The organism is Desulfotomaculum defluvii, assembly GCF_054657375.1.
In genome coordinates, this window is record NZ_BAAHYV010000008.1 from 1 (window position 1) to 21,754 (window position 21,754).

Genomic DNA, 21,754 nt, shown 5'->3' on the forward strand with positions numbered 1-21,754 from the left:
CCATGGCGCAAGGCCCAAGGCTCATGGCCGACCTGAAGAATTACCCAATAGCATAAAGTTTCTGGTGACGATACCGGAGGAGGTACACCTGTTCCCATCCCGAACACAGCAGTTAAGCCCTCCAGGGCCAATGGTACTTGGGTCTCACGACCCTGGGAGAGTAGGTCGCCGCCAGAGTAATTTTTAAGAAACCACAGTGAGAAACCACTGTGGTTTTATTTTATTTAGATATTTTATGCGACAGCGGGGACGGTTCTCGCTGTCGCATAATTTGATGATAGTTTAAACCGATAAGCTAATAAGAATACATACAAAGCTAAAAACATGTAAATTATAAATTTATAAGAAAATGCTGGAGGTGTTGTCTTGATAGTTGGTAGTAGGGCTCCTAATTTTACCGTAAATGCTTACATCAAGGGAGAAGTTAAAAGTATCACTTTATCTGACTATCTGGGAAAATGGGTGGTATTAATTTTTTATTCTGGAGATTTTACTTTTACGTGACCTACTGAATTAGCTTGTGTAGCAGTTCGCTATGCTGAATTTCAAGAGTTAAATGCAGAGGTAATGGCGATTAATGTGGAGAGTGAATATGTTCATAAGGTTTGGAACGAGGTTGAGCTTAGTAAAATGGTAGATGGGGGTATTCCCTATCCAATGATAGCAGATACTTCTACCTCAATTGGTAAAAGTTATGATATCTATGATAGTAAAACTGGGAAGACCCTTAGGGGAACCTTTATTATAGATCCAGAGGGTATAATTCAAGTGTCTGAAATTTTGTATGGAGCCGTAGGAAGAAACCCTGAAGAGATTATAAGATTATTAAAAGCATATCAGCAGTACCAAAAGACCAATCATGCTATTCCCTGTAGTTGGCAAACGGGGGATAAAACCCTTAACTCTTCCTTAGCTACTTCTGGCCAAGTGTGGCAGGAGTGGAGACCATAGCTGGTGCTGGTGTTGGAATATATCTTTGGAATATATTGTGCTAAGTGTTGAATTATAAAAATGTTGAATTACTAAAACTTAATGGTAATTCAACATTTTATTTTACCTACTACCCTGCACCAAATATATTAAAGGCATAAAAGTATGCCGATGGGTCCATCTTCGCTGATTATATTTCTAATTCTGATGTACGGAATGACAAATTCAATAGTTCCTAAGTAGTGGGCAGTGTACTCAAGTTCCTGCCAGTATAGTACCAGAGAATCTTCCGTTAAATAATATTCATCATAGTCACTTACCCCTGGGAATGGAGTTAAGAGATTTATGTCCTTTTCTTTAATTTGTTGATCGATTATTCTATTTAGAGTTACCCTATAATGGCTATTAGATTTAAATAAGTCGTGTAACTGATAAATTTCGCCTGTCTCTAAATTAGCAGTAATGGATTTTTGCACATCTAAACCGTTAGCTGCCATATGACGGATGGTATAAAAATTAAATTTGATGCTTAAAATACCGTTTTTATTTACCTCCACCTCATACCTACCATAGATTTCTGCATAAACCTCGCAGCCCTCCTGTGGTATTTGTCTCTGGACTATTCTAGTTATAGCATCGTTAATTTTTTGTTGTGCAACTTGATTCTTTAGTCCTGAAACTTGTGGATAGATGATGTCTGTACATTGATTTTCTATTCTGTTATCCGTTATTATCGCCATGGTATTTTTATTACAAGTCATAGGGAACACTCCTTTTTTATAAGTAAGTTATGAAGAAACTATATACTTAGTTCCCCGACCGCAAATAAGTTCAAGCCATTCGCAGAGAAATTTAAAACCCACCTTTAGCAAGGTGGGTTAGACTATATATACATAATGTATTTGATCATTAACCAAAAGTGACTGAAACTACCAGCCATTACAAAAAGGTGAAATATCTCGTGAAAACCGAACCATCCGGGCACTAGGTTTGGTGGCCATTTTATACCATAAAAAACTGCTCCCACTGTATAAAAAATACCACCTAAGGACATCCAAACAATACCCTCGGTTGAAACGGTTTTTATTAAGGGCCAAAAGGCTATCACAATGAGCCAACCCATGATAACGTAAATTAGTGTTGAAAACCAGCGTGGAGCGTCCATCCATAGAATCTTGATAATAATACCTATAATGGCTAGTGCCCAAACCCCTACTAGCAGTGAGTATCCCCACCCACCACGCAAAGGAATCAAGCAAACCGGAGTATAGGTTCCAGCGATTAACACAAATATCATCATATGATCAATACGTCTTAAAAGAAGCACTCCCTTAGGGGATAGGGGTAATAAATGATACAAAGCACTGGCTGTATAGAGTAGGATTAGACTTGCTCCAAAAATAGAAAAGGCGATAATGTGCAAAGGTTTACCGTGCTGAACTGCATTATATACAAGCAGAATTAAAGCTATTACTGATAAAAATGCACCTGTTAAATGGCTCAAGCCACTAAAAGGATCCCTTAATTTACTCATCTCAACACCCCGGTAACATTATTATATAAAGATAATTTATCCAAATATTATCATATTCCTGCTGGAACTATTTATTCATAATTTTTGTTTAGTCATTATTTTTTTTAAATAAAAAAGGGGCTCTAGCTGAACTAAAGCCCCTTTAAGAAGGAGGTGTACCTATTTATAAGTTAATATTAAGCTAGCATTTTGGCTAAATCTGCTTGGGCATCGCCGCTAATTAGTTGCAGATTAAAGGTATTTTGCAGTACTTCTACAACCCCGGGAGTTAAAAACTCAGGTGCCTTGGGTCCAATATACATATTCTTTACGCCCAAGCTAAATAGGCCTAAGAGAATGGCTACAGCCTTTTGTTCAAACCAAGATAGAACAATGGTTAGGGGAAGATCATTAACACCGCAGTTAAAGGCTTCTGCTAAAGCCAGAGCGATCTTTACTGCAGAACCGGAGTTATTGCATTGACCCAGGTCTAGGAAACGGGGAATACCAGTGCCCTCAATGGTGCCGAAATCAATATCGTTAAATCTAAACTTACCACAGGAAGTGGTTAAGATGACGCAATCATTAGGTATGGTCAAAGCTAGTTCCCTGAAGTAGTCTCTACCCTTGGTAGGGGAATCACATCCTGCAATGACGAAGAAGCGTTTAATCTTACCAGCCTTTACAGCCTCGATAATCTGGGGAGCTAAGGGAAGTACGTTCAGATGGTGGAAACCTGTGGTCATGGTTTTTACATCTGTGGGTACACCTTCCGCCGGAGCACTGGGCAAGGACAAGGCCTTTTCAATTACTGGTGTGAAATCCAAACCTTCGATTTTCTTAACGCTTTCCAGACCAGTAACACCAAAGGAGAACATACGGTCACCGTAGGTGGCATCTTTACGAATGGGCATTACACAGTTGGTGGTGGCCAGGATAGCACCGGGGAAAGTTTCGAAGAGCTTCCTTTGATCATACCAGGCTTTCCCCACATTACCTTTTAGGTGTTTAAATTTGTTTAATTCAGGATAACCGTGGGCAGGGAGCATTTCGGAGTGGGTGTAAATATTAATGCCCTTGCCTTCGGATTGTTTTAATAGTTCTTTCAGGGCCAGTAGATCGTGGCCGGTAACTAAGATGCATTTTCCCTCTATTTTATCAGAGGTAACAGTAACAGGTGATGGTACACCAAGGTTATCCAGGTGAGCCTTGTCCAGCAAATCCATTACTTTGACAGTAGCAGTACCAACTTTAAGAGCCATGTTAATGGTTTCAGCAAGATTAAAGTTTACGTTGGTTAGAGTTGAATATAATGCTTCATGGGTGATGGCATTCACTTCGGGATCAGAGTAGCCAAGTTCCTTTGCGTGGGTAGCGTAAGCTGCAACACCCTTTAAACCAAAGATAATGGTATCCTGTAGGCTGGCGATATTCTCGTCTTTTCCACATACACCAATTTTAGTGCAACCGCCTTTAGGAGTTTGTTCACACTGGTAACAAAACATATTTTTATTCCTCCTTTTATTTGTCGGCGTTAGCCGTGTTTTTGCTTCTTTGTTATGGTCTAATCATACAGAATGTAAAGGAGGAATAATGTGACTGGAATCAATGATAAGGTGTGATATTGATCACGTTTTAAGCAATTTTATTAACTAAAGGAAAATGACTAAATTTGGCGAATTAAAGTAAAAAGGCAAATTCAATCAGGAGGTGAGAAAATGGAAGCTGGAATAATTATGTGTCTCTACATCCTTAGCATGCCCTTTGTTATTTTAGCGGTGGATCGGAATTAGTATTGCTTAACAAGCTTCAGAAATATATAAAGCAAGAAGAACCATGCAGAATCAAAATCTACATGGTTCTTCTTGCTTTATATATTCGATAGATATTACTAAGGCGTAGGTATTGTTAAGATGAATACACCAGAAAATATGGATAAATTTTATGTAATATTATGTTGACTACGTTTTCCATATAAAACATATTGAAAAATTATAGGCAATAATACATAATAAATCTGTTTGGGCAAAATGTAATGGAGGTGTAAGGATGAATCAATATGATGTGATTGTTATTGGAGCCGGTCCTGCAGGTATTTTTACCTGTTATGAATTAGCATATAAAGCCCCTAACCTTAAAGTTTTATTAGTGGAAAAAGGTAAGGATATTTATAAACGGGTTTGTCCCATACTGCAGAAGAAGATAGTTAAATGTCCACCACCTACAGAGAAAAAAGATTATGCCGGATGCAGACCAGCCTGTGCAATTACAAATGGTTTTGGGGGAGCAGGAGCTTATTCTGACGGAAAGTTTAATATAACCACTGAGTTTGGTGGGTGGATGACCGACTACATGGCACCTTCTGAGGTTTTGGATTTAATTAAGTATGTTGATAGCATTAATCTTAGGCATGGAGCTAAATCTTCTACTACCGATCCTGATACCCCTGCTGTAAAGGATATTGAAAAGAGGGGTCTGGGTGCTGGCCTTAAGCTGCTTCGGGCACAGGTACGCCATTTAGGAACTGAGCAGAATTTAGAGATACTGAAAAATATTTATGAATACCTTAAAAATCATATTGACATGAAGTACGAAACAGAGGTAGTAGACTTAATCCATGAACAAGTAGATGGAAAATCGTCTATTAAAGGTATTATTACAAAGAATAACGAAGAATTCCTGGCCAAGAAAATAGTTATTGTACCCGGGAGGGATGGCTCTGAGTGGTTGTCCACCGTGTTTAAGAAAATTGGCCTGGAAATGTTAAGTAACCAAGTGGATGTAGGTGTAAGAGTCGAAACCCTAAACGCTGTCATGGAAGAAATTAATGAACATCTCTATGAAGGTAAATTTATTTTCCGTACTTCAGTTGGTACCACTGTGAGAACCTTCTGCAGTAATCCTGCAGGTTATGTAGTTATAGAAAACCACAGTGGTGTAATGCTGGCCAATGGACATGCATATAAGGATAAGAGCTTAGGTAGTAACAACACCAACTTTGCACTGTTGGTGTCCCATAAATTTTCCTATCCTTTTAATAAGCCCATAGAATATGCCAAAGCCATATCAAGGCTAGCAAATGATTTATCTAACGGTAGTGTATTGGTGCAAAGGTATGGTGATCTAAAAAAAGGTTGGCGGTCAACTGAGAAACGAATAAAAGTAGGTTTTGTTGAACCTACATTAAAAGAGGCTGAACCTGGGGACTTAAGTTTAGCACTACCCTATAATACAATGAAAAGTATTATGGAAATGATTGAAGCACTGGACAAGGTAACACCTGGGATTGCCTCTGAACATACATTACTCTATGGAGTAGAAGCGAAGTTTTACTCTGCTCGCCCCATTCTGACAGCTAATTTTGAAACACAGATTGAAGGGTTGTATGCTGGTGGCGATGGTGCTGGTATTACCCGTGGATTAGCCCAAGCTGGTGCCTGTGGTGTTGCTATTGCCAGAGATATTATTGGAAAACTTGGTTAGATTAAATATGTTCTGGGTACTTATATCATATATAAGTACCCTTTTTTCTTCAGTGCTAAGGCTGATGGCTAGATTTAATTTTAAATCACATACGAAACAGGAGAGGAACCTTAATGAGTGAGGAAATCCATAAAGAAGTCATAAGTTCCTGGTTAAATAAGAATGAGATTGAAAAAACAATTTCAGCGGGTTTAAATGGTCCACCCGAAATAAAGAAGGCAGAGAAAAATAGATACCTTGGTCAGTTTAGGGAAAGGGTTATGAAAATGCTTACCAAGGGTCAGGTGTCCCAACCTGCCACCTACCCAGAAATAGCTGAGGCATTAAGGGATCCACGAAGTTTTAAGCTTATTATTAATGGAGATATACCTGATGTTTTTACAGTAAAATATCAAAAATTAACCAAGCAGTTAGGAAAAAGTTATTCCCTGGTAAATGACCCAGAGTTTACGGGTGAAACCGGACTAATTGTAGTAAGTAAAAAAGCTGTGGATGTTCCAGAAATAGATGTGCCAGATCGGGAGGTACGTTTAAAAGGCTTAGGCATACCACAGGAGCTAATTAACTTAGCCGGGAAAAAGCTTTGCCCAAGATGCTATGCTATGATAATTAAAGTGGCACCTGAGGAGGCTATCAATTATCAAGTTATATCCTGGTTTGATAGTTTAATGGGCGAACGGTGCCCTGCCAGTGGTTTACACTGAAGATACAAGGCCAGGGTATCCCTGGCCTTGTATCGGCTAAAAATTAATTTAAGTTAAGTTCTTATCAAATTCCTCTGTTTTAGCTAATACACTATGAGTCCGACCATAGGCAAAATAAACTATGACACCAACGGTCATCCAGATTAAGAAATTTCTCCAGGTATGGGCTGGTAAATTGCCCATGACGAAGGCACAGAAAATAAGAGCCAAGGGACCAATGATGAAAAGTGCCGGGCACTTAAAGGGCCGTTCCCAGTGAGGTTTTGTTTTGCGGAGTCGCATCACACCAATAATAGACATAAAAAAGGCAAACAGGGTACCAATACTACACATTTCAGCAACAAGATGAATGGGGGTAAACCCACTCAATAGAGCAACAGCTATGCCAACAATGAATGTTACAATATAAGGTGAACCAAATTTTGGATGAAGCCTGCATAAGGAACGTGGAATTAAGCCATCACGGGACATGGCAAAAAAAGACCGGGTTTGGGCGTACATCATAACCACGAGAACAGTTGTTAGGCCAGCTATGGCACCAGTTCCCACCAGTGCAGAGCCCAGGTTATAGCCTAGATTACGTAATACATAGGTGACTGGCTCAGCTGTATCTAATTGTGGATAGGGCGTAGTACCAGTCATTACTGCCGTCACAGTTATATACAATACTGTACATATAGACAGTGAAGCTAGGATGCCAATGGGCATATCATGTCCTGGGTTTTTGGCTTCCTCTGCGGAGGTGGCAATGGAGTCAATGCCAAGGTAGGCAAAGAAGATTACCGCGGCTCCTGTGGCTACACCTTGCCAGCCGAAGGGAAGAAAGGGATCCCAGTTGGCAGGGTTAACCTGTGGACCTGCCAGAAACAAGAAGATAAAGATAGCACCTAACTTGATAAAAACTAAAATTTTATTTAAATTGACACTTTCCCTAGTTCCTCTGACAAGTATCAACATCAAAAATAATGAGATTAATACAGCCGGTAAATTAACAATACCTCCATCGGAGGGAACCTTTGTTAGTGCTTCTGGGAGGTGTATTCCTCCAGAGGCTAAAATGCCAGTAAAATAAGCAGACCAACCGCCTGCCACTGCGCTGGCCCCCACTGTATATTCCAATACAAGACCCCAGCCAACCCAGAAGGCCAAAGCTTCACCCAGTGCTGTATAGGTATATGTATAAGCACTGCCGGCAACAGGGATCATGGCTGCCAGTTCTGAAAAGGCTAAAGAGACAAAGGCTACTGTTAAGCCTGCAAGAACAAAGGATAACATCAGGGCTGGTCCGGCATACTGAGCGGCTGCCACACCGGTTAAAACAAAAATACCAGTACCAATGATTACACCAATACCAATTAATGTAATATCAAAAGCACCTAATGACTTTATTAGACCATGTCTTTTGGACTCTTTGATCATTAATTCAACATCTTTAGTTCGGAATATACTCATAGGTGTGCTCCTTCAAATTTAGTAATTTAACGCAAGTCCCTTCACCAGGAGCTATCGTTCTTATAAAACCACCGTCATATCAGAATTATTATTATAAGAGGATTTGTTTTCTAATGGCCAGTGGCATCAAACATATATTTTAACACTGGCGATGTAGTTTGTAAATGTAAGTGGTCTAATCCTTTAGCATAGCTGGCTACAGTGTTCAAACTAAATACTTACACTAAAGTTTACTATTTTCATATAAACTATTACCAAGTAGAATAGAAGAAAAGGGAAAGAGGTGTTACCGTGCAAAGTAAGATTGCCAAGGCTATTGAGATGAAGTATGTTCCGGTTGGAATTTTACTAACTAATGAAAAACCAAAAGATGCCTTTCAGTTCAAGGAAGGCCGGTGGGGTTGTGTGGCAGCAATGATGGGTGCTGCAGCCCGGGGTAAAACCGTGGTTTTTGATAGGAAAACCTATGGATGTATTGGTGGAGGTACTGGGCTAGGGTTTGGCAACACTTATACTCAGTTTCCCGGAGGTATTGAATATTTTCTTTCCACAGGTAACAAGGATTTCTGTAATAGCGAAATAGGAAAAAATATTGTAAGAAATATGCCTGCACTGGAGCATGGGGAAGGATACATCAAAAACCCTGCATTGGCTAAAAAGTTCATTTATGAATCTCTCCCTATGACTGATGTACCCACTGAATATATTGTTTTTAAACCCTTGGATAACTTTGCAGAAGGTGAAATACCCAAAGTTGTAGTATTTTTAGTAAATCCAGATCAGCTATCGGCTCTGGTGGTACTGGCAAACTATGAAAGAGAGCATAACTTAAATGTGATTGCTCCCTTTGGAGCTGGTTGTCATAGTACTTGTATTATCCCATATAAAGAGGCTGAAGCAGAAAAGCCTCGGGCGGTAATAGGGATGTTTGATATTTCTGCAAGAAAGTGTGTGGATAAGGATATTCTTGCTTTTTCAGTACCCTATAAAATGTTTGAAGAGATGGAAGGTAATGTGGCGGGGAGTTTTTTAGAGAGACATGAGTGGCAAAGAGTATTGGAAAGAAATCGTTAATATATAAGAAAACCCCCATGCAGGGGGTTTTTCTAAATTAAAATTTACCAGTAAACTGTGCTATTAGGATACCAATACCCAAAATCCAAACGTAGATGGAAAATATCTTTAGTGATCCCCGTTGTAGAATGGCCAGCATCCACTTTACCGCAATATATCCAGAAATAGCAGCGGCAATTGTACCAACCAGAAGTGGGACAAATCCAATGGATTCAGCTTGGCCTCCTGCCAGTTTAGCTGCTTGCAGGACCACGGCACCTAGAATAGCCGGTAGGGATAGTAAAAAAGAAAAGCGGGCAGCTGCTTGCTTGTCAATACCCTGGAATAAAGAACCAGCAATGGTTAAACCAGAACGTGAGATTGCAGGTAGGATGGCTGCACCCTGTAGGGTACCAACCATAAAGGCATCCTTAAAGGAAATTTGATCAATACTTTTGGTTCCTTTTTTCTTCATATTATCCGCAATCCACAGAATAGCACCTGTTAGCAAAAATTCCCACCCTACAGTCACCCCTGTCTTAGAGATTTCTTCAAAGAAATCTTCAAAGGTAAGACCAATGATTGCTGTGGGTATGGTTCCGGCGATAATTAGCAAGCTTAATTTGCTAGTGGGCCTTTTAATCATATATACAATGTCGTCCCAGAAAACAACTACCACGGCTATCAAAGTTCCCAAATGCAGCATGGTGTCCAAAAACAAACCTGCCTCAGATAAACCTAGGAGTTTTCGTCCCAAGAGCAAGTGGCCCGTACTGCTAACAGGTAAAAATTCAGTTAGACCCTGAACAATACCCAATATAAGAGCTTTTAACGTTTCTACCATAAGTCACCCCTGATAAAAATATTTTTAATCAATATGCATATTATACCAGACAAAACTTTAAAAGGGTCCCTAAAAAACACTCAGATATATATTACATTGCTACAGAGAAAAACATGCATAGAAAATCCAAGCCGTGGTTTTAGCCACGGCTTGGATTTTATTATGAAGATTTTATTTGACGTGGAGTTCCTTTATTGACAAGTTACGGTTTTTTGTTTGCCCTTTCTTATCTTTCCTGCAACCAGAACTCCAGCCGTAATAGCAAACATCAGTCCGTACTCAAGAAAAACATTTATGGTCATGAATTCAGAAACCATGGGTTCATGTAAAATCATTTTAGCAGCAGTTAGCGCTATGACCCCAGAACCTAAATAAATGATAACAGGAAAACGTTCTATCAACTTTAATAGAATTGTGCTACCCCAAACCATAATGGGAACACTGATAAGAAGTCCAAGAATGACCAGTAGGAAGCTACCGTGGGCAGTTCCTGCTATGGCTAGGACATTGTCAATGCCCATAACGGCATCGGCAATAATGATAGTTCGAATTGCTTCCCAACGATTATCTACGGATTTAACTTGATCGTGGGATTTCTCGTCAGCTAATAGTTTATAGGCTATCCAGACTAACAAAACACCACCAATTAGCATTAATCCAGGTATCTTTAATAACCAGACAACGGCTAGGGTTGCCAATGCACGAATTACTATGGCACCAACTGTCCCCCAAACAATTACTTGTTTTTGATGTTCCTTAGGCACATTCCTTGCAGCCATGCCAACAACTATGGCATTGTCGCCGGCCAACACAAGATCAATAAGAACAATTGCTAATAAGGCTGATAAAAAGTCCAAAGTCAGAAATTCCATTATGCATCCTCCTTTTAAATATTTGCTAAAAAATAGAAAAACGATCTTCCCCAGATAGGTAAAGATCGTTTAAATAGAAAAAGACCTTTACCTATGGTAAAGGTCTTGCTAACAACTACGCGTTGCCAACAAAGCCGGGGTATAGACCCGAAATGACGACTTTGTTGTAAAAGCTACTCCCCTTTAGAGAACATTATTCTTATTACAACCATAATACAGCAAAAGGTCACCTCTGTCAATATTGGTAAAATAGATAAAGAAACAGCAAAAGGATCGGTTGATGGATGAGATAGATAATAAGAGAGTGTTGCCCCAAAAGGATAAAAGGACGTGTTATAGGAGAGTAGGGAAATCTACTGTTTTTATCACAGTACAACAGCTTACCCAGGGCAACACCGTACAAAAACAAACCCAAGTAAGGAATTAAGGGAAAGTAATCTACGGAAAAAAAATCTTGACTGGTAAGCCCCAATGGAGCCAATAAGTTCGTGGAAAGGGTTAAACTTTTAGTCAGAAATCGAGCACCGATGATCACTGTTCCTACGATAAGCAAAACCATCGGAGGCATTGATTGAAAAAAGGGATATAAAAGAATACTAATAGCCAAAAAATGTAAAATACCAAAGAAAATATTGGAACCGGGAACGGCTATTGAGGTAACGATGGTTAATAATATGGCGATAATCAGCAACCTTAACCCTCTTTTTTGGTTGCTTTGGCTTAATGAGGAGCTAACGCCAGCCAGTAGGATAAATAATGTTGAAGAGGCCTTGCCTATTAAATATATAAAACCTTGCTCATAATTTACTGGTTGCCCGTAGAATTCCTTTAAATCATACATCAAATGAAAGAATGACATGAAAATAATGGCTAATCCACGAAGAAAATCCAGTTCCCAAATACGGCCCTGAGGTTTATCAATAAGCATTTCTTCATTTCCACCTGTAAATTTTTTTTAATTATAGTGTTACATTAAAACAAACCTTTTACAAGTAAATTAATTTATGTTGTAAAATTCCATGACAGTAAATTTGTATATCAATGGAGTATTCACTAATATTTTGGGAGAATACAATTACAACTGTTGGTTTAAAATAATCTTGAGCAAAAACAGAGGGAGGGATTTGAATGCCCGGTGTAAGCAAATGCATGATTGAAGAATGTCAATACAATAGTAACCATGAGTGCCACGCCGAAAGCATTGAAGTAAAATCCAGCGGAGATATGAGTGTACAATCTTCGGATGGTACCTGCTGTGAAACCTTCGCACCTCGTTTAGGCTAGTTTTCCAAAAGACTCTTTCGCTTGTCGAAAGAGTCTTTTGAATATTTCTTCCAAGGGATTTTCACTAAACTTGAACCATTACATTTTTATTAAAATTTACGAAGGCATTTATTATATTTTGACCTTAAATTGATTTGACCTTATTATATAAGATAGATATACAGAACACGTAAAACTAGAGGGAGTAATTATGACAAAACGCAATATTGTTGTACTGGGTGCTGGGTATGGAGGGGTCCGAGTCTCCCAAGAATTAAGCAGATTATTATTAAACCATGAAGATTATCAAATTATCTTAGTTAATAAACATGATTACCATACTTTAATGACTCAACTTTATGAGCCTGCGGTGGGAACCAGGAGCTATCATGATGTAATTATCCCATTAAATGAAATTGTGGAAGGATCGAACATTACCCTGCAAACGGGTACAGTTTCAGATATAGATTTAAATAAGCGAATAGTTGTCATTGACGATGCTATAGAAATCCCCTTTCAGTACTTGGTCGTTGCCCTTGGTAGTATGCCGGAGTATTTTGGTATTAAAGGCCTAAAGGAAAACAGTATGAGCCTAACCAGTATTAATGATGCGCAGGTGATTCATAAACGCATAGATTTTTTGCTGGCTCAAAAAAGTAAAGTAAGTAATGAAGAACCGTTACATTTTGTGGTTGGAGGAGGTGGACTCACAGGAGTTGAGTTTACCGGAGAACTAGCTTCCTACCTAGACGAAAAAAGAGAAGAGTACAATCTTTTAGCTGAACAATATAAAATAACCATTATTGAGGGAGCTAAGCAACTACTTCCTGGAATGTCCGAGGAAACTGCGGTTTATGCTAAACAAACCTTAGAGGACCTAGGGGTAGACGTGATTATAGATGATTTAATTACCGAAGTTACACCGGAAAGGATATATTTAAAATCAAGTCCAGAGATAAAGTACTCCTTATTAATATGGGCTGGTGGCATTAGAGGGAATTCCGTTTTATCTAAGTCCGGCATTAAGACGGATAACCGGGGTAGGCTTGTAGTAAACTCTTACTTGCAGTATCTTGATGATCCTTATATCTATGCTGTGGGGGATAGTGCTCTAGTAATTGACCCCGAAACAGGCAAACCAGTCTTGCCTACGGCACAGGCGGCTATTCAAGCGGCTAGACGGGTTGCCCATAATATCTATGCTAATATAAAGGGGCAAGCCCTTAAAGTACATCATCCTGGCCTAATACTTCTTTGCATAACTGTAGGGAGGGGCAGAGGATTGGGGGAAAGTAAAAAATTTCGCATCAAGGGTGTTTCAGCAGCTTTACTGAAAAAATTTATTCCCCTAAAATATTTTTTTAGCATTGGAGGGTTAAAACTCTTAGGTCGTAGGGGAATGAAATGAATATTTAATATAAAATGAGTGCAAAAAGCCCCTGATTTTCTCAGGGGCTAGTTTTTTGCCTATTTATAAGTATGAGGTGATTTTGAATTAAGGGTTAGGGTTTTAACTAGAACTGTGAAATAGCTTCCATTAAAACAGATCTACCATCATCTTTATATAAGTATTCTTTGATTAAGGCAATCTCTTCTGTAGAGATATTTAAAAATAAGGATCCATAACGGTCATCCAACCGCCTTACCACACTAATGGGAACTGAAGCAAAGGGTAAATCAATGATGAAACATTCGCCCACTTTAAGTTCTTTTTCACAGCGAAAAGATAAGCCTGCATGACTAAAAGTCAATACTTTGATACCTTTAATTTTTTCATGATTCTGCATGGATTCCATTTCCACTGACCAGTTTACATTAACTCGCATAACCGTACGTCTTCTCATTTTCCCCACCTCATGATGTTAATTATTATGTTTATGGGTCACAAGCTTTTTAAGGCAATACTTATATAGTATAAATATAAAGAACTTTTAATGCAACAATTTTTTTTAGTTTTTAAAGTTCCAGACCTTGGTGTTTGCGTTATCCATGAGTTCTAATACCAAGCTTATGAATCTTCCGCATCAAGGTGCTATAATTGATCCCTAAGATATCTGCTGCCTGATGCGTATTGTAACTGGTTAGGGCTGCTAGAATGACCCTCCGCTCTGCTTCATCAACCACATCCTTTATGGGACGAATCTCTTCTTGTACCTGAACCTCCCTTAAATAAGTGGGCAGATCTTCGAGCCCGATAAAGTTACCTTCCACTGTAATTAACAGTGATTCAACCAAATTACGAAGTTCCCGAACATTACCCGGCCAATGATAATTTTTTAGAATAACCAGGGCTTCCTGGGAAAGGCTACGCTGTAGAGAGTACTCTTCTCCCAACTTTTTAAAGTAATAATGCAGCAAAGGTTCAATATCTTCATGACGCCTGCGTAATGGAGGAATGTTGATATGCACAATCTGTAAACGAAAGAAAAGGTCTCTGCGAAATTCCCCTTTTTGGACTAAATCCCATAAATCTACATTTGTACTGGAAATAACCCGAACGTCCACCGCCTTAGACCAAGTGCCACCTACCCGGCGTATTTCCCTTTCTTGTAGAGCTCGAAGTAATTTTGATTGTGCTTTAGGGGGAAGTTCACTGATTTCATCTAGCAAGATGGTACCATGATTGGCAGCTTCAAAGAGACCTTGGGCCCCTTCGCGTTTGGCACCGGTAAAGGCACCAGGCTCATAACCAAATAATTCTGATTCCAACAGGCTTTCGGGAATAGCACCGCAATTAACAGTGATAAAGGGCTGACTAGACCTAGGGCTAGTTCGATGTATATAAGACGCCAGTACCTCTTTACCTACGCCGGTTTCCCCTGTAATTAAAATGGTAGTAGGGTAAGGGGCCACTCGAGTGGCTAATCTTATTACAGATTGCATCTCCGAAGAGCTAGCAACGGCAAAGGGGATATTGGAATCTGAATAAGAATTATCATTTTGCATATGTTTCTCCTATCAAGTATGGTTTAAAAAAGTTTCATAATTGCGATTGCAATCTAATTTTTGCAACACTTATTAAGTTAAATAAATCAGGGTTAGTTCCATTATATAGGCAAATTTGCGAATAAACAACAAACCAATCTTAATAGTCAGAAAATTTACACCCAGGTATTATGGGCTTTTTGTGTCTATTACTGTCACTTTGTGCTGGCATGAAATTTGCTTAGTATAATTACAAGGGACAAAAGTAGTTTAAGCATGGATGTGGATAAAATGAGAGAAAATTTAATTCGGCATATACGACATCTTATTCAGGAAAATCGTATTCATACAGTTAGGATTACCCTTACGGATAATACTAATATTACCCGTTCTCGGTTTGTTCCAGCAAAGGCATTTTTGCAAACTATTACTGGACAGGGGATTAATTATCCATCGGCGTTGTTTTCGATGGATACTGCTGCTCAGTTGGTACAGGAAGCCGGTGGTGGTTACCAAGGCGGCTATCCCAGTTGGTTGTTGCAACCGGATCTCTCTACTTTTGTGGTTCTGCCTTGGGTTCCTGGTACTGCCCGTGTGATAGCTGATGTTGTTCAGCCAGATGGACAAGCTTTATTTATATCGCCTCGTCAAGTACTTAAAAATATTTTATCCCGGGTAGCTAATGCCGGTTATCAAGTAAAAGGGGCCTTTGAATTTGAGTTTTATTGTTATAACCAACAAAATGATGTTTTAGAATCATCCTGGCAGGGTTTAAATTGTCTTTCGGATGTAAAGCAAAGCCAAGTGGAAGAAATATTTACTGCAATTATTCAGGGCTTAGAAGGTATCGGGGCTGGACCGGAAGTGGCCAATACAGAATATGGTCCAGGGCAGTTTGAAATTACCAATTCACCCTTTGATGGGATGGCGGCAGCGGATATGGCTGTCTATTATCGATCCAGTATTAAAGAAATTTTAAGTCATAAGGGATATTCAGCTACTTTCATGGGTAAGCCCCGCAGTGATGCCAGTGGCAGTGGGGGTCACTTCCATTTTTCCCTATATGATAAAGAAGGAACGAATGTGTTTGAAGACGCTAGTACCACAGACAAACTATCTGACATCTGCCGTTGGGCCATAGGAGGCCAGATTCGCCATGCCAGGGCCATCAGTGGTTTAGTAAATAGCACCATCAACAGTTATAAAAGGCTACAGCCCTATTCCTTTGCACCGGTTAATGCCTCTTGGGGACATGAGCACCGCTGTACTATGATTCGCGTTCCATTTGCCCGGGGGGAGAATACAAGGTTGGAAAATAGGTTGCCCGCCGCGGATACCAACCCTTATTTAACCGCTGCGGCCATTCTAGCCGCTTCCCTGGATGGAATAATAAATAAAATTGAACCGCCGGCCTCCAGCGATGGTAAGAATCCCTATGAACAATCGGAATTAGAAAAACTTCCAATGTCTTTGCCCGAAGCTTTGGCAGAACTACAAAGGAACCCAGTCATTTGTAGTTACTTGGGCAGAGATTTTATTCAACACTATGTGACACTGCGTTTAGCCGAATGGCAGCGTTTTCAAAATCATATTAGTGATTGGGAAATAAAGGAGTACTTTGAGTTGTTCTAAGTTTGATATATCACTGGAAAGTTTCTTCAAAACGACCAGGGTTATATACAAGTTACCTAACTAAAATAAAAGGAGTGAATAACCATGAGGAGGATTTCTAGTAAGCACAGTCTTTACAGTATGGATAAGGCGAATTCTCCTGTGACCAGGGTTGAATTACCTATTCAACTTACCTTTGAAACCCTAGATTGTTTTGGTGGACAGGTAAAGGGTGCAGAAGATACCTTAGAAACTCTTGATTTTTCTAGGGTGAACCCCGCCACTGGTCCAGTTTATCTAGAAGGTGTGAAGCCCGGTGATGTTATTGCGGTACATGTTCGTGATATTCGAGTAAAGTCACCTGGAGTTATGATTGCTGCACCTGGAGCGGGAGTGTTGGGTGAATTGGTGACAAAGAGTGAAACACTAATGATTCCCATAGAAAAAGGTATAGCCAGATTTAAAGATCTGGAATTACCCCTAAATCCGATGATAGGTGTAATCGGTGTAGCACCAGCAGGGGAGCCAATTAGTTGTGGTACACCAGATTGTCACGGCGGTAATATGGACACGACACTGATTAAATCTGGTTCTACCCTGTATTTACCGGTTCAAATAGACGGTGCCTTGTTGGCAATGGGCGACCTCCACGCCGCCATGGGAGATGGAGAAATTATGGTTAGCGGTGTAGAGGTAGCTGGTGAAGTTGATGTAACTATCGAAATTGCCGTAGGTAAAAAACTTGCCAACCCGTTGGTTGTAACAGAAGATAAAGTGGCTACACTGGCATCTGCTGATACTTTGGATCAAGCTGTAGCTATTGCTACTCGGGAAATGGCACAACTCTTACAAGGGGAAGCAGGGCTCTCAATAAATGAGGCTGGTATGCTTATGAGTGCCTGCGGCAATGCAGAAATATCTCAAGTTGTGGACCCCTTAAAGACAGCGAGATTTGTCATGCCACGAGATATTTTGAAAAAATTAGGTGTGACCTATGCTTTTTAATTAGAATGGAGATGATTTGTATGGCAGAAATAAATAAAACAAGTACAGGTACTGTTGAGGAATTTGGCTATCAACAAGAGTTAAAAAGAGCCTTGACCTTTAAAGATTTGCTTTTCTATGGCATGGTTTTTATGGTCCCTATTGCCCCCTTTGGAATTTATGGCTATGTAACTGATGTTTCCAACGGTATGGCTCCTCTGGCCTATATAATTGGTATCATTGCTATGACATTTACTGCCCTTAGTTATGCTCGCATGTCCCAAGCATTTCCTATTTCCGGTTCTGTTTATTCTTATGCTTCCCGGGGAATTAATCCCTATGTTGGTTTTTTTGCTGGTTGGGCGATGCTTTTAGATTATATTTTAACACCGGCTCTGGTGTATGTTGTGGCTGGTTTTGCTTTGCAAGAGCTATTCCCAATTTTACCTTATTGGGGATATATCGTTTTGTTCATCATAATCAATACCATTGTAAACTTACGGGGCATTGAATTGACCGCAAAAACAAACATCGCCCTGTTGATTTTTGAAGTGTTTACTCTCATTGCTTTCTGTGTGGTAGCGATAATTGCCATAATAAAAGGGGTAGGCGCTGGTTCCTTTACCATTGATCCTATTTGGAAACCCGAAGGGTTTAGTATGGACATGGTGATGGCAGCTACTTCTCTGGCAGTTCTTAGTTTCTTAGGTTTTGACGCCATTAGTACTCTGGCAGAAGAGACGAAGGATCCCAAGCGTATGGTTGGTAAGGCTACTATCACTGCACTTATTTTGATCGGGAGTTTATTTGTTTTGCAAACCTATTTGGCGGGTCTAATTTGGCCTGATCACACCACCTTTGATAACCCTGATACTGCCTTTTATGTAGTAGCAGAAACTGCGGGTGGAGCTTGGTTAAAGATGCTATGTGCTCTAGCAACTGCAGTGGCCTGGGGTATAGGTGACGGTCTGGTGGCACAGGCAGCAATCTTGCGCTTACTTTATAGCATGTCCCGTGACAAAGTGATGCCTGCTGTTTTAGGGAAAATTCACCCCAAATATCAAACACCCTATGTTAGCACCTTGTTGGTAGCAGCTATTTCTATTTCTATCGGCCTTATAATTTCGTTAGATAAGTTGACATCCTTAGTAAACTTTGGTGCCCTTACTGGCTTCCTATTCCTACATCTTTCGGTTTTTATTCATTATGTAATTCGTAAGGGTCAGAGGGACCTAGTTTCCTTGTTTAAATATCTATTGTTGCCTGGCTGTGGTTTTGCTATTATCTTCTATGTTTGGTTGAGTCTACAAGCAGAAGCTAAAACTCTAGGTTTTATCTGGCTAGCCATTGGTTTATTATACTCTGCATACAAAACTAAAGGTTTTAAAGAGAAACCCCCAGCTTTCCGGAGTATGGGTCATTAAGAATTAACTAACAGTTATCTTAGGAACCTATTTCTGGTACGGAAGTAGGTTCTTGTTTCTTCACTAAGGCATTTCAACTAAATGGACTGGTGAAAAAGGCCATGAAACAAACAAAAAGGCTGGTTAAGACCAGTCTTTTTGTTATTAACGTCTCCGTTTTATCTTTGTTCAAGCAGGATATGGGGCTTAAATGTTTAATAAATTATGAAAGCAGATTGCTTCGCAGGGTAACGGACCCATGTGTATGTAAAACAAGTATAGAGGGTGAAATGATGAGAAAAAATATCTTGCTCTTGCTGTTGCTTTTTATGGTGACTTTAGTAACAGGGTGTGGTAGTGACAGTTCCAAGACCTCAACACAGGAAAACCTGCCTGATAAAATTATTATTCAAGCACCACCAGCTCCTCCCACGGCACCTCTTCTAAAAATGATTGATCGTAAACCCTTTGGAGAGAAGGTACAAATTGAATTTATTCCATATAAAACCGTAGAGGAAGCCACTGCCAGAGTGGTTAAGGGGGAGGCAGACTTGACCATTTTGCCGGTAAACACCGCCGCCAAACTCTATAATAAAGGTATTGATATTTCTTTGGATAATGTAACCACCTGGGGAATTCTTTACCTGGTGTCAACAGAAAACGGGATATCACAATGGCAGGATTTAAAGGGTAAAGAAGTTTATGTAGGTGCCCAAGGGGCGAGTCCTGATATTATAACCCGTTACCTTATGGAAAAGAATAACATTTCAAGTACTGATGTGACCATAAAGTATGGTAATTCACCTGAAATTGCTCAAATGCTTATTCAGGGCATGGTAAAAACTGCTGTGTTACCGGAACCAATGGTTACACAAGTTCTAAATAAAAATAAGTCAGTCCAAATTATTTTAGATTTCCAAAGGGAGTGGCAGCAGGCAGAAAATAACAGTAGCCTACCACAGACAGGAATGGTAGTACAAAATAAATTTGTTAAAGAGTACCCAACTGCACTAAATACAATAAGAAAAGCCTATAAAGAAGCGTTGGAGCAAACTGTCAATGATCCAGCCTCAGCGTCTTCCCTAGTGGAGGAAAAGCTAAATATACCGGGTCCCGTCTTTATAAAATCGATGGAAAGAACTAATTTGAAATTTGTTACGGCAGATAATGCTAAAACTGATGTAGGAAACTATTTGGACAAACTGTTGGACTTCTCACCTGATATGGTTGGGGGGAAACTGCCGGATGAAAACTTCTACCTGGCTAAGTAAGGGGTTACCCTTACTTAGCCTCCTCTTTTTATTGATCTCTTGGCAATGGGTAGCTAGTTTTTATAACCCAATATTGGTTCCTTCACCTATGGAGACAATACAAGCCCTATGGCATTTATATATAAGTGGTAAGCTCTGGGAGCACGTAAATAATACTATTCTGAGAGGATTTATGGGCTTCCTGCTTTCTGCTTGCATAGGTGTGCCCCTAGGTTTACTAATGGGCATAAATGGTATTATTCGTCGATTAGTTCAACCCTTTGTGGTTGTTATGCAGGTTATCCCCCTTATTTCTTGGCTGGTTCTGGCTATGATTTGGTTTGGTTCCGAGCGGGTACCTGTTTTTGTTGTAGTTATTACAACATTGCCCTTAGTAATGATTAATGTTGTACAAGGTGTTATAAATGTTGATCCACAATACACTGAGATGGCGAGGGTATTTAAGGTAAATAAGCGGAAAATATACTTTAAAATATACTTTCCTCAAGTGCTACCCTATCTTTTAGCAGGACTATCAGCGGCCTTGGGCACCACCTGGAAAGCCGTGGCAATGGCTGAATTTCTCAGTACCCAAAGGGGTATTGGCTCGGGTATGGCTGTGGCAAGAATAAATTTGGAAACTCCCGAAGTATTTGCCTGGACCCTTCTCTTGGTTTTGTTAGGACTTTCAACGGATTACGGTTTGCGGCTGCTACAAAAACGTTTGACATCCTGGAGGTACTAGATGGTTATATTAAAAGGGATCGAAAAATCATTTCAAGGAAAACAAGTGCTAAGGGATTTGTCTTTCGACCTTAAGGACAAACAGATTACATGTATATTAGGACCTTCAGGTTCGGGAAAAACCACTACCCTTCAGATTCTGGCTGGCCTGGTAGAAGCAGATAAAGGGGAAATCACGGGGCTTGGGGAAATGCAGGTTAGTTATGTTTTTCAAGAACCTCGCTTATTACCTTGGGAAACTGTAGAGGGCAATATACAATTTGTTCTAAAAGGCCAACTACCTAAGACTCAGGGGCTAAGTATTATCAACCACTATTTAGATTTAATGGGACTATCAGCCTACAGAGATAACTATCCCCACACCCTGAGTGGCGGCATGAAACAACGTCTGGCACTTTGCAGGGCCTTTGCCTTTCCACATCAATTATTATTGATGGATGAGCCCTTTAAGTCCCTAGATACACCACTTCGCTTATCCCTGATACAGGAGGTTGCAAAAATGTGGGGAGTTAAGCAAAATACTATTTTACTTGTGACTCATGATATTACAGAGGGTTTGTTGTTAGGACATAATTTGTTGGTTTATTCAGATAAACCTACATCGGTGCTTAAGGAATTTAGCATTGATTCCCCACCTTGTCAGCGGGAGTTAGCCAGTTATGAGCTGACAAGACTCTATGGTGAGATTACAAGGTTAATGACTAAAATAGCTTAGCCGATCTC

The 21,754-nt window shown here is 39.8% G+C and carries 21 protein-coding genes and 1 rRNA gene; 13 read left to right on the plus strand and 9 right to left on the minus strand.

From position 1 onward, the window contains the following. The first annotated feature begins 60 nt into the window (after window positions 1-60). Together rrf and ACYQ03_RS15225 are read left to right on the plus strand one after the other, a co-directional pair. A 5S ribosomal RNA gene (gene rrf / locus ACYQ03_RS15220) occupies window positions 61-177 on the plus strand. Window positions 178-366: 189 nt separating this feature from the next. Further along, window positions 367-951, plus strand: a complete 585-nt coding sequence (locus tag ACYQ03_RS15225) for a redoxin domain-containing protein (RefSeq protein ID WP_459910824.1) — start codon at window positions 367-369, stop codon at window positions 949-951. Window positions 952-1,079: 128 nt separating this feature from the next. Here the strand turns inward: ACYQ03_RS15225 and ACYQ03_RS15230 are convergent, their stop codons facing one another. From ACYQ03_RS15230 to hcp, 3 genes are all read right to left on the minus strand, one after another. Then, window positions 1,080-1,691 carry a DUF3298 and DUF4163 domain-containing protein gene (locus ACYQ03_RS15230; RefSeq protein WP_459910825.1) on the minus strand — a complete coding sequence of 204 codons (612 nt, stop codon included), beginning with the start codon at window positions 1,689-1,691 and terminating at the stop codon, window positions 1,080-1,082. A 122-nt stretch (window positions 1,692-1,813) separates the two neighbouring features. Continuing rightward, window positions 1,814-2,464, minus strand: a complete 651-nt coding sequence (trhA, locus tag ACYQ03_RS15235) for a PAQR family membrane homeostasis protein TrhA (protein ID WP_459910826.1) — start codon at window positions 2,462-2,464, stop codon at window positions 1,814-1,816. Window positions 2,465-2,640: 176 nt separating this feature from the next. Further along, window positions 2,641-3,948, minus strand: a complete 1,308-nt coding sequence (gene hcp, locus ACYQ03_RS15240; protein ID WP_459910827.1) for a hydroxylamine reductase — start codon at window positions 3,946-3,948, stop codon at window positions 2,641-2,643. A 544-nt stretch (window positions 3,949-4,492) separates the two neighbouring features. Between hcp and ACYQ03_RS15245 the strand changes: the two genes are divergently transcribed. Together ACYQ03_RS15245 and ACYQ03_RS15250 are read left to right on the plus strand one after the other, a co-directional pair. Then, window positions 4,493-5,926 (plus strand): NAD(P)/FAD-dependent oxidoreductase, encoded by a 1,434-nt coding sequence (locus ACYQ03_RS15245; protein WP_459910828.1) that lies wholly within the window; start codon window positions 4,493-4,495, stop codon window positions 5,924-5,926. 113 nt (window positions 5,927-6,039) lie between these two features. Continuing rightward, the gene (locus tag ACYQ03_RS15250; RefSeq protein WP_459910829.1) at window positions 6,040-6,630 is read left to right on the plus strand and encodes a YueI family protein; all 591 of its coding nucleotides are present in this window, start codon (window positions 6,040-6,042) and stop codon (window positions 6,628-6,630) included. 48 nt (window positions 6,631-6,678) lie between these two features. On the opposite strand, the gene ACYQ03_RS15255 is transcribed toward ACYQ03_RS15250, so the two are convergent. Beyond that, window positions 6,679-8,082: an amino acid permease gene (locus tag ACYQ03_RS15255; protein ID WP_459910830.1), complete on the minus strand. Its 1,404-nt coding sequence runs from the start codon at window positions 8,080-8,082 to the stop codon at window positions 6,679-6,681. Between the two features lie 291 nt (window positions 8,083-8,373). Between ACYQ03_RS15255 and ACYQ03_RS15260 the strand changes: the two genes are divergently transcribed. After that, complete coding sequence (locus ACYQ03_RS15260) at window positions 8,374-9,156, plus strand: DUF169 domain-containing protein (protein WP_459910831.1); 783 nt, start codon at window positions 8,374-8,376, stop codon at window positions 9,154-9,156. 37 nt (window positions 9,157-9,193) lie between these two features. On the opposite strand, the gene ACYQ03_RS15265 is transcribed toward ACYQ03_RS15260, so the two are convergent. From ACYQ03_RS15265 to ACYQ03_RS15275, 3 genes are all read right to left on the minus strand, one after another. Then, window positions 9,194-9,979 (minus strand): undecaprenyl-diphosphate phosphatase, encoded by a 786-nt coding sequence (locus tag ACYQ03_RS15265; RefSeq protein ID WP_459910832.1) that lies wholly within the window; start codon window positions 9,977-9,979, stop codon window positions 9,194-9,196. 191 nt (window positions 9,980-10,170) lie between these two features. After that, window positions 10,171-10,851 (minus strand): TerC family protein, encoded by a 681-nt coding sequence (locus ACYQ03_RS15270; RefSeq protein WP_459910833.1) that lies wholly within the window; start codon window positions 10,849-10,851, stop codon window positions 10,171-10,173. 235 nt (window positions 10,852-11,086) lie between these two features. After that, window positions 11,087-11,779, minus strand: a complete 693-nt coding sequence (locus ACYQ03_RS15275) for a heparan-alpha-glucosaminide N-acetyltransferase (RefSeq protein ID WP_459910834.1) — start codon at window positions 11,777-11,779, stop codon at window positions 11,087-11,089. A gap of 200 nt (window positions 11,780-11,979) precedes the next feature. On the opposite strand from ACYQ03_RS15275, the gene ACYQ03_RS15280 reads away from it, so the two are divergent. After that, window positions 11,980-12,135, plus strand: a complete 156-nt coding sequence (locus ACYQ03_RS15280) for a DUF1540 domain-containing protein (RefSeq protein WP_459910835.1) — start codon at window positions 11,980-11,982, stop codon at window positions 12,133-12,135. 190 nt (window positions 12,136-12,325) lie between these two features. After that, window positions 12,326-13,522, plus strand: coding sequence for an NAD(P)/FAD-dependent oxidoreductase (locus ACYQ03_RS15285; RefSeq protein ID WP_459910836.1), 1,197 nt, complete (start codon window positions 12,326-12,328; stop codon window positions 13,520-13,522). A 106-nt stretch (window positions 13,523-13,628) separates the two neighbouring features. Here the strand turns inward: ACYQ03_RS15285 and ACYQ03_RS15290 are convergent, their stop codons facing one another. Continuing rightward, a complete protein-coding gene (locus ACYQ03_RS15290; protein WP_459910837.1) occupies window positions 13,629-13,958 on the minus strand; it encodes a PilZ domain-containing protein in 330 nt (109 codons plus the stop codon). A gap of 139 nt (window positions 13,959-14,097) precedes the next feature. Continuing rightward, window positions 14,098-15,060: a sigma-54 interaction domain-containing protein gene (locus tag ACYQ03_RS15295; protein ID WP_459910838.1), complete on the minus strand. Its 963-nt coding sequence runs from the start codon at window positions 15,058-15,060 to the stop codon at window positions 14,098-14,100. 270 nt (window positions 15,061-15,330) lie between these two features. Between ACYQ03_RS15295 and ACYQ03_RS15300 the strand changes: the two genes are divergently transcribed. From ACYQ03_RS15300 to ACYQ03_RS15325, 6 genes are all read left to right on the plus strand, one after another. Then, complete coding sequence (locus tag ACYQ03_RS15300) at window positions 15,331-16,671, plus strand: glutamine synthetase family protein (protein WP_459910839.1); 1,341 nt, start codon at window positions 15,331-15,333, stop codon at window positions 16,669-16,671. Between the two features lie 84 nt (window positions 16,672-16,755). Then, window positions 16,756-17,655 (plus strand): acetamidase/formamidase family protein, encoded by a 900-nt coding sequence (locus ACYQ03_RS15305; RefSeq protein ID WP_459910840.1) that lies wholly within the window; start codon window positions 16,756-16,758, stop codon window positions 17,653-17,655. Window positions 17,656-17,675: 20 nt separating this feature from the next. Next, entirely contained in the window at window positions 17,676-19,058 is a 1,383-nt protein-coding gene (locus tag ACYQ03_RS15310) for an APC family permease (protein WP_459910841.1), read from the plus strand. 269 nt (window positions 19,059-19,327) lie between these two features. Beyond that, the gene (locus tag ACYQ03_RS15315) at window positions 19,328-20,308 is read left to right on the plus strand and encodes an ABC transporter substrate-binding protein (RefSeq protein ID WP_459910842.1); all 981 of its coding nucleotides are present in this window, start codon (window positions 19,328-19,330) and stop codon (window positions 20,306-20,308) included. Beyond that, window positions 20,283-21,032 (plus strand): ABC transporter permease, encoded by a 750-nt coding sequence (locus ACYQ03_RS15320; RefSeq protein WP_459910843.1) that lies wholly within the window; start codon window positions 20,283-20,285, stop codon window positions 21,030-21,032. The genes ACYQ03_RS15315 and ACYQ03_RS15320 overlap by 26 nt, the downstream gene beginning before the upstream one ends. Continuing rightward, window positions 21,033-21,746, plus strand: coding sequence for an ABC transporter ATP-binding protein (locus ACYQ03_RS15325; RefSeq protein ID WP_459910844.1), 714 nt, complete (start codon window positions 21,033-21,035; stop codon window positions 21,744-21,746). It abuts the gene before it with no gap. Window positions 21,747-21,754: the final 8 nt, after the last annotated feature.

Coding starts and splice junctions, on each gene's coding strand:
- ACYQ03_RS15230 (WP_459910825.1), bottom strand. CDS start 1,691: ATGACTTGTAATAAAAATACCATGGCGATAATAACGGATAACAGAATA.
- trhA (WP_459910826.1), bottom strand. CDS start 2,464: ATGAGTAAATTAAGGGATCCTTTTAGTGGCTTGAGCCATTTAACAGGT.
- hcp (WP_459910827.1), bottom strand. CDS start 3,948: ATGTTTTGTTACCAGTGTGAACAAACTCCTAAAGGCGGTTGCACTAAA.
- ACYQ03_RS15245 (WP_459910828.1), top strand. CDS start 4,493: ATGAATCAATATGATGTGATTGTTATTGGAGCCGGTCCTGCAGGTATT.
- ACYQ03_RS15250 (WP_459910829.1), top strand. CDS start 6,040: ATGAGTGAGGAAATCCATAAAGAAGTCATAAGTTCCTGGTTAAATAAG.
- ACYQ03_RS15255 (WP_459910830.1), bottom strand. CDS start 8,082: ATGAGTATATTCCGAACTAAAGATGTTGAATTAATGATCAAAGAGTCC.
- ACYQ03_RS15265 (WP_459910832.1), bottom strand. CDS start 9,979: ATGGTAGAAACGTTAAAAGCTCTTATATTGGGTATTGTTCAGGGTCTA.
- ACYQ03_RS15270 (WP_459910833.1), bottom strand. CDS start 10,851: ATGGAATTTCTGACTTTGGACTTTTTATCAGCCTTATTAGCAATTGTT.
- ACYQ03_RS15275 (WP_459910834.1), bottom strand. CDS start 11,779: ATGCTTATTGATAAACCTCAGGGCCGTATTTGGGAACTGGATTTTCTT.
- ACYQ03_RS15280 (WP_459910835.1), top strand. CDS start 11,980: ATGCCCGGTGTAAGCAAATGCATGATTGAAGAATGTCAATACAATAGT.
- ACYQ03_RS15285 (WP_459910836.1), top strand. CDS start 12,326: ATGACAAAACGCAATATTGTTGTACTGGGTGCTGGGTATGGAGGGGTC.
- ACYQ03_RS15290 (WP_459910837.1), bottom strand. CDS start 13,958: ATGAGAAGACGTACGGTTATGCGAGTTAATGTAAACTGGTCAGTGGAA.
- ACYQ03_RS15295 (WP_459910838.1), bottom strand. CDS start 15,060: ATGCAAAATGATAATTCTTATTCAGATTCCAATATCCCCTTTGCCGTT.
- ACYQ03_RS15300 (WP_459910839.1), top strand. CDS start 15,331: ATGAGAGAAAATTTAATTCGGCATATACGACATCTTATTCAGGAAAAT.
- ACYQ03_RS15305 (WP_459910840.1), top strand. CDS start 16,756: ATGAGGAGGATTTCTAGTAAGCACAGTCTTTACAGTATGGATAAGGCG.
- ACYQ03_RS15310 (WP_459910841.1), top strand. CDS start 17,676: ATGGCAGAAATAAATAAAACAAGTACAGGTACTGTTGAGGAATTTGGC.
- ACYQ03_RS15315 (WP_459910842.1), top strand. CDS start 19,328: ATGATGAGAAAAAATATCTTGCTCTTGCTGTTGCTTTTTATGGTGACT.
- ACYQ03_RS15320 (WP_459910843.1), top strand. CDS start 20,283: ATGAAAACTTCTACCTGGCTAAGTAAGGGGTTACCCTTACTTAGCCTC.
- ACYQ03_RS15325 (WP_459910844.1), top strand. CDS start 21,033: ATGGTTATATTAAAAGGGATCGAAAAATCATTTCAAGGAAAACAAGTG.